We start from the raw sequence: 6973 nt of genomic DNA, 5'->3' as shown, positions 1-6973 counted from the left end.
CCTCGCTCTTCGGCGCTCAATTGTTCGTAGGTTCTTGTCATGCAACGGCTCTCAGGGGGCTGGAGTGTTGCACTTCACCTTTGAAACCGCCGTTACTTTCATTTGGCAAGGCAAATGAAAGTGACTCGCCCAGGGGGCGAAACCTGCCGGCGCAGCACAGCCCAGCCCGGCGCCAGCCGTGCCCGAAGATCGGTCATCCGTCGCACCAGCGCCCCAGCAGGTCGATTCCCGCCGTATCGTCCCCCCCATGCATGCCACTTCGTTCACACCCCTGCGCATCCTGGCCCGCCTCTGGGCCTCCCTCACGCCCCGCCGCATCGCCATCAACCTGCTGGTGGCGACCATCGCCGCGATCGCGCTGAACCCGATCTTCGACACGCCCTTCCTCAGCGTGTGGGGCCGCAGCATCTTCGTCGGCCTGATGCTGCTGGTGGCCTTCGACATCGCCGGGCACTGGCCGTCACGCTGGCTGCCGCGCTGGGTGGTGCAGGTGGCCGCCGTGGTGATCGCGGCGCCGGTGGCCACCGGCATCGCCTACCTGGTGATGGTGCAGGGCGACCTCACCAGCTTCCAGCGCAACGAGGGCCTGCTGTGGGGCTTCCTGTCGATCGCCGCGACCGGCGTGGCAGTCGGCCTGACGCTCGCGCTCGGCGCGCTCTACCGCGAGCGCGATGCCCAGGCCCGCTCGCAGGCCCTCGCCTTCGCGCTGGAGCGCAGCACGCTCGAGAAACAGGCGCTCGACGCGCGGCTGCGCCTGCTGCATGCGCAGGTCGAACCGCACTTCCTGTTCAACACGCTGGCCAACGTGCAACAGCTGGTCGAGTCGGGCTCCGAACGGGCCGGCCCGGTGCTCAAGAGCCTGATCGCCTACCTGCGCGCCGCAGTGCCCAGCCTCGCGCAGTCCGGCAGCACGCTCGGCCACGAGATCGGCCTGGTGCGCGCCTACCTCGACCTGATGCGCATGCGCATGCCCGACCGGCTGGCCTTCGAGGTGTCGATGCCGCCGGCCCTGGCCGGGCTGCCGTTCCCGCCGATGGCCTTGCTGACGCTGGTGGAGAACGCGGTGCGCCACGGCATCGACCCGAGCGAGACGGGCGGCCGCATCGAGGTCGGTGCGCGCGCCGATGCGCGCCAGGCCAGCGTCGAGATCTGGGTGCACGACACCGGCGTCGGCCTTGACGACAAGGCCGCACCCGGCACCGGGCTGACCAACCTGCGCGAACGGCTGAAGGCCACCTATGGCGACGCGGCCCAGTTGCAGCTGACCGATGAGCCGCCGCACGGCCTGCGCGCGACACTGGTGCTGCCCGATCCGAGCCCGCAACTCAACGCCGCGAACGCCGCCGATGCAGGAGCCGCCCGATGACCACAGCTACCGCGCTGATCGCCGACGACGAACCGCTGCTGCGCGAGCGGCTGCGCGGGCTGCTGCAGCGGCTGTGGCCCGAACTCGAGATCGTCGCCGAAGCGCGCAACGGCCGCGAGGCGGTGGAACTGTTCGACCAGCATGCGCCGCAGGTGGTGTTCCTCGACGTGCACATGCCGGGGCTGAACGGCGTCGAGGCCGCGCGCTCGATCGCGCGGCGGGCGCTGGTGGTGTTCGTCACCGCCTACGAGCAGTACGCGGTGACGGCCTTCGAGCAGGGTGCGCTCGACTACGTCGTGAAACCGTTCGACGAGGAGCGCCTGGCCGACACGGTGCAGCGACTGCGGCAGCGGCTGGCCGGCCCGCCGGCAGCCCCCGAGGACGACCGGCTGCAGGCGGCGATCGAGAAGATGTCGGCCGAGCTGCGCCGCCAGGCACCGGCGCAGCGGCAATCAGGCTGGCTGCAGTGGATCAAGGCGTCGGTCGGCAACAGCGTGCGCCTGATCCCGGTCGAGCAGGTGGCCTACCTGCGCTCGGACGAGAAATACACGCTGGTGGTGTGGGAGGGCGGCGAGGCGCTGATCCGGCGCACCATCCGCGAACTGGCCGATGAACTCGACCCGGAATGCTTCGTGCAGGTGCACCGCTCGGTGATCGTGAACCTGCGCCAGGTGGCACAGGTGGTGCGCGGGCCGAACGAGACGGCCGACGTGCACATCAAGGGCCGCAGCGAGCTGCTGCCGGTGAGCCGCAGCTTCGTGCACGTGTTCCGGCACATGTGAAGGCCGGTCGTGAGGCCGGGCACGTGCCCGAGGCCGCTCACTCCATCGTCGTGCGCAGGACCTGCGTGGCCTCGGCCACGCTCTGCACGCGCTTGCCGGTGATCGTGACGGCCGGCATCGTGATGACGTCGGCGCTGGCTTGCTGCGTCGTGCTGCCGCGGCCTTCCTCGACCATCGCGATCGCGATGGACAGCGTGGCGGCGATCAGCACGGAGAAGGTCAGCAGCGGGGCGAAGAGGCGGTCGAACATGTCAGTCTCCAGCGGTAGGTCTGTTGCGTTGGAGTGAACTGTAGGCACCGGCCCGCGCCGGCGACAGCGCGCTGAGACGAAGCGTCGAAACAGGGGGACAGGCTGCAGGTCGGCAGGACGGGGCGCCCCCACCGACACCTGCCCCGGGCTCAGATCGGCTCGGTGCGCTCGACCAGCCAGGCCAGCGCCGCGCCGCTCACCAGCGGCGACAGCCGCTCGCGCACCACGCGGTGGTAGCCGTTCAGCCAAGCCGCCTCGTCGGCGCGCAGCAGGCTCGCGTCGATGCAGCGGGTGTCGATCGGGCACAGCGTCAGCGTCTCGAAGCCGAGGAACTCGCCGAACGCCCCCGCCTCGGGCGTGTCCACCGCGACGTTCAGCACCAGGTTCTCGATGCGAACACCCCATTGGCCGCCGCGGTACAGCCCCGGCTCGATGCTGGTGATCATGCCGGGCTCCATCGCCATGTGCGGCTCGGGGATGGCCTTGCTGATGCTCTGCGGGCCTTCGTGCACGTTCAGGAAGTAGCCGACGCCATGGCCGGTGCCGTGGCCGTAGTCGAGGCCGTGCTCCCACAGCGGCGCGCGGGCGATCGCGTCGAGCATCGGCGACAGCGTGCCGCGCGGGAAGCGGGCGCGGCTCAGCGCCAGCGTGCCCTTCAGCACCAGCGTGTAGTCGCGGCGCTGGGCGGCCGAAACCGTGCCGATCGGCCAGACGCGGGTGATGTCGGTCGTGCCGCCCAGGTACTGGCCGCCGGAATCGATCAGCAGCAGGCCGTTGCCCTCGATCACCGCATGCGATTCGGGCGTCGCGCGGTAGTGCGGCATCGCGCCGTTGGCGTTGAAGCCGGCGATGGTGTTGAAGCTCAGGCCGACGAAGCCGGGGCGGCGCGCACGGGCGGCGCTCAACTGCTCGTCGATCGTCAGCTCGGTGATGCGCTCCTTGCCCAGCGCCTGCTCGAACCAGGCGTAGAACTCGCACATCGCGGCGCCGTCCTGGGCCATCGCGTCGCGCACGAAGGCGGCCTCGGCAGCGCTCTTGCGGCTCTTCAGCAAGGTGCTCGGGTTGATCGCCTCGACCACCTTCACCGCGGCCGGCACGTTCTCGCGCAGGCCCAGCGTGATGCGGCGCGGGTCGACCAGCAGCGTGGCGTCGGCGCCCAGGCCGGCCAGCGCGGCGGCCGCTTCGGCGTAGGGGGCGAGCTGCACGCCGTCGGCGGCGAGTGCGGCCTGCAGGTCGGCGGGCACCTTGCCGACGCCGACGAACAGCGTCGCGCCGTGCAGGCCGATCAGCGCATGCGCCAGGAACACCGGGTTGTAGCTGACGTCGGCGCCGCGCAGGTTGAAGATCCACGCGATGTCGTCGACGGTGGAGACGAAGTGCTGCGTCGCGCCCTGCACCGCCATCCCGCGGCGCACCTCGGCCAGCTTGGCGCTGCGGGCCAGCGGCGCGTGGGGCGCGGCATGTTCGTAGACCGGCGCGTCAGGCAGGCCGGGGCGCTCGGGCCACACGTCTTGCAGCAGGTCGAGGTCGGTGCGCAGCGGCACGCCGGCGCGCGTGAGGGCGGTGCGCAGCTGCTGCGCGGCGGCCAGGCCCAGCACCGCGCCGTCGACCGCCACCACCTGCCCGGCCGGCACCTGGTTGGCCAGCCATTCGACGTGGTGGGTGGCGGCGCCGGTCGGGATCTTCACCAGCTCGATGCCGGTGCCGGCCAGTTCGGCCTCGGCCTGCACCCAGTAGCGGCTGTCGGCGAACAGCGCGGCGCGCTCGGTGGTGACGACCAGCGTGGCCATCGACCCGGTGAAGCCCGACAGCCATTCGCGGCCCTGCCAGCGCACCGGCAGGTACTCGGACAGGTGCGGATCGCTCGACGGCACCAGCAGCGCGGCCATCTGGTGCTGCTTCAGCGCGTCGCGCACGCGCTCCAGGCGCAGGCGGATCGGGGAGGTGCGAGTGTCCATGGGTTCGGCTCCGGGTCGGGACCCGCACGACTCCCGGGTCGGGAGGCCAGCGGGGAAGAGGACGCCGATTCTAGAGCCGGGCAGGGTTTCTACCGGGCAAAAGAGTCGCTCGGCCGAGGGGCATCTGCAACTTCTCTTCGCAGTTGCTGCCCATCCTTGGCGAAGGCGCCGCCGCGCGGGCAGACGCCGAGGAGATGCCATGCCGTTCGACCCCCGTATCGAGAAAGAAGCCTTCCTGCATGCCGACCGGGCGCTGCTGCGGCAGCTGCTCGACATCGAGTTCAAGACCTGGCGCCCGATGGGCTACCTGGCCTCGACGGTGTTGCACAAGCTGGTGTACTGCTGGCTGGTCGGGCTGCACGACGAGATCGCCCCGGTGCTGCCGCGCGTGATCGGGTGGCTCGACCATGCGATCGCTGCCAGAGACGGCAACGGCGATGCGACCCGGGAGGCCGGCAGCGAGGCGCCTCCCGAGTTGGCGGACGACGGCCCGCGCGGGCTGCAGATCAACCTGCATGCGACGCGGGCGATCGCACGCTGGCTGTACCGCGGCGACGCCGCCTGCGACGACTGGCATGGCGCGTGGTGTTCGCAGGCCGGCTGGCACGCGAGCCTCGCGCGCGGCGAACGCCGCACGACGCCCGGCCAGGTCGTGCTCGACGACTACCTCGCCTGGTGCGTGCAGGCCGGCGACCACGCGACGGGCATCGCGCTGATCGAGAGCCAGCTGGCGCTGCGCGCGTCGGCGCCGGCGCATGCGGTGCTGACGCGGCTGCCGCGGCCGCGCGAACTCGCCTACGCGATCTGCCTGCACCACGTGCGCGGCCGCTTCGAGCCGGCCGAGCTGTTCGAAGCCGGCAAGCGCATGCTCGGCGGCTGCCTGGACGAAGCCTGGCTCGCCACCGGCGAATCACTGCGGGCGGCGATGTGGCTGAAGATCGTGCACCAGGACCTGGCCGCACCGCTCGGGCTGGCGGCGGCGAGCCCGCTCGACGCGGTGCGGCGCGCTCACGATCACCTGGCGCTGCAGCCAGTCCTCACAGTGCGCACGATTGCGACACCGCGAAATCGTCCTCCCGCCAGCATTCGCCGCGCGTCGGGATCACGTTGATGACCTCGAAATACGGCCGGCCGAAGTACTCGCAGGCGTGCAGCGCCTCGACCGCCGCGTGGTACTCGTCGAGGTCGGGGGTCTCCCAGACCGCGACCTCGGCGCACTGGGTGTCCCAGCGCGATGCGCAGGTCTCGAACTGCCGCAGCCGCAGCGACGGGAAGTTCTGGAACACCAGCACCAGCACGCGTTCGCGGAACGCGGCGCGCTGCTCGGCATCGAGCGAGCGCCAGTGGGAGGTGGCCTGCAACAGCATGAAGAAAGTGTGGACTCTTGACATGGTGAGGGTGTGGGTGGAGTTGACGCGACGAAGCGCCTTGTCGACACTATGCGAGTTTTTATTCGTATTTGAAACTCGCATTTCAGCCACCGATGTCCAGCCCGCCGAATTTCACCCCACAGCAGACCACCCTGACTCCTCGCAAGGCGCCGCGCCAGGCGCGCTCGCGGGCTACCGTCGACGCGATCCTCGACGCCGCAGCTCGCGTTCTGGTGGAGCGCGGCTATGCCGCGACCACGACGAATGCGGTGGCCGAGGTGGCCGGCGTCAGCGTCGGCTCGCTGTATCAGTACTTCCCGAACAAGGATTCGCTGATCGCCGCGCTGCATGACCGGCACGGCCGGCAGATGAGCGCGCTGCTCGACGCCGCGCTGCTGCGGCACCGCGGCGCGTCGCTGCCCGAGGCGCTGGCCGGCGTGATCGAATCGGCCGTCAAGGCGCACCAGCTCGATGCCGACCTGCACCGCGTGCTCGAGAAGCAGGTGCTGGGCCTCGACCAGTTCCCCGGCGATGACGAATCGGTCGACGAGATCGAGCGGCGCCTGCGCGAACTGCTCGAAGCGTACCGCGCCGAGATCGTCGTCGAGGACCTGCGGCTGGCGACCTGGATGCTGATGCATGCGGTGCATGCGCTGATCCACGCGGTGGTGCTCGAGCGGCCGAGCGGCGTGTCGGTGAAGGCCGCCACGCGCGAGACGGTGCGCATGGCGCTGGCCTACCTCACCGCCAGGCTCTGAGCTTTCGTGGAACCGAATCGGCGGTGCGGTGACTCAGTCGGCATCTGCAACACCTGAGGAGACCGTGGATGAGAGCGCTCATGCGATCGTGTGGAGAATCAGTCTCCAACCGTCTGACCCAAGCACCGGCTGAAGAAGAACGGAATCCGCCGCCGTTCACGCTGATGATCAGGCGGCAACTCGACAATGCACGTGCATGCCTGGACCTCAACATTCCCTCTGACCCGACGATCATCAAGGCCAGCATCGCGGGGACGATCGCCATGGCGACCTTGGCCGCCGCGCTGATGCTCAGGATGGACATGATTGGCGCGGATGGCGACCGCCAGGACGATGTGAAAGCTGTTGCAGCAGAGCGCCTCAGCGCGGGTTCCTTCGTGGCGATGCTGATGGCGGCATTCAGTATGTTGGCGTGCCTGCACGCCACCGCTCGGCATTGCCTGTCGGACTCCCCACCTGCCGACGTGCCCGCCGAAGACGCTTGACCGC

8 protein-coding genes are annotated in these 6973 nt (G+C 69.9%); 5 read left to right on the top strand and 3 right to left on the bottom strand.

Translation table 11 applies throughout. The annotated features are described in order from the left end of the window. Nucleotides 1-247: 247 nt before the first annotated feature. Together BUE42_RS17255 and BUE42_RS17250 are read left to right on the top strand one after the other, a co-directional pair. The gene (locus tag BUE42_RS17255) at nt 248-1366 is read left to right on the top strand and encodes a sensor histidine kinase (RefSeq protein WP_083614220.1); all 1119 of its coding nucleotides are present in this window, start codon (nt 248-250) and stop codon (nt 1364-1366) included. Further along, nucleotides 1363-2148 (top strand): LytR/AlgR family response regulator transcription factor, encoded by a 786-nt coding sequence (locus BUE42_RS17250; protein ID WP_073466415.1) that lies wholly within the window; start codon nt 1363-1365, stop codon nt 2146-2148. Before BUE42_RS17255 ends, BUE42_RS17250 begins: the two co-directional genes overlap by 4 nt. 37 nt (nt 2149-2185) lie before the next feature. Here the strand turns inward: BUE42_RS17250 and BUE42_RS17245 are convergent, their stop codons facing one another. Then, the gene (locus BUE42_RS17245) at nt 2186-2398 is read right to left on the bottom strand and encodes a hypothetical protein (RefSeq protein WP_073466412.1); all 213 of its coding nucleotides are present in this window, start codon (nt 2396-2398) and stop codon (nt 2186-2188) included. Nucleotides 2399-2547: 149 nt separating this feature from the next. After that, nucleotides 2548-4356, bottom strand: coding sequence for an aminopeptidase P family protein (locus BUE42_RS17240; protein ID WP_073466410.1), 1809 nt, complete (start codon nt 4354-4356; stop codon nt 2548-2550). Nucleotides 4357-4555: 199 nt separating this feature from the next. On the opposite strand from BUE42_RS17240, the gene BUE42_RS17235 reads away from it, so the two are divergent. After that, nucleotides 4556-5467: a hypothetical protein gene (locus tag BUE42_RS17235; RefSeq protein ID WP_073466409.1), complete on the top strand. Its 912-nt coding sequence runs from the start codon at nt 4556-4558 to the stop codon at nt 5465-5467. Here BUE42_RS17235 and BUE42_RS17230 read toward each other — a convergent pair. After that, nucleotides 5394-5747 (bottom strand): darcynin family protein, encoded by a 354-nt coding sequence (locus BUE42_RS17230; protein ID WP_159445440.1) that lies wholly within the window; start codon nt 5745-5747, stop codon nt 5394-5396. The two genes, BUE42_RS17235 and BUE42_RS17230, sit on opposite strands and share 74 nt — an antisense overlap. Nucleotides 5748-5839: 92 nt before the next feature. Between BUE42_RS17230 and BUE42_RS17225 the strand changes: the two genes are divergently transcribed. Both BUE42_RS17225 and BUE42_RS17220 read left to right on the top strand, forming a co-directional pair. Continuing rightward, nucleotides 5840-6484: a TetR/AcrR family transcriptional regulator gene (locus tag BUE42_RS17225; RefSeq protein ID WP_073466407.1), complete on the top strand. Its 645-nt coding sequence runs from the start codon at nt 5840-5842 to the stop codon at nt 6482-6484. Between the two features lie 68 nt (nt 6485-6552). After that, nucleotides 6553-6969 (top strand): hypothetical protein, encoded by a 417-nt coding sequence (locus BUE42_RS17220; RefSeq protein WP_143171551.1) that lies wholly within the window; start codon nt 6553-6555, stop codon nt 6967-6969. Nucleotides 6970-6973: the final 4 nt, after the last annotated feature.

The sequence above is a fragment of the Rhizobacter sp. OV335 genome (assembly GCF_900142965.1).
Taxonomy (GTDB): domain Bacteria; phylum Pseudomonadota; class Gammaproteobacteria; order Burkholderiales; family Burkholderiaceae_C; genus Rhizobacter.
Note: the sequence above shows the minus strand (reverse complement) of the source record. Positions and strands in the feature narration are given on the sequence as shown.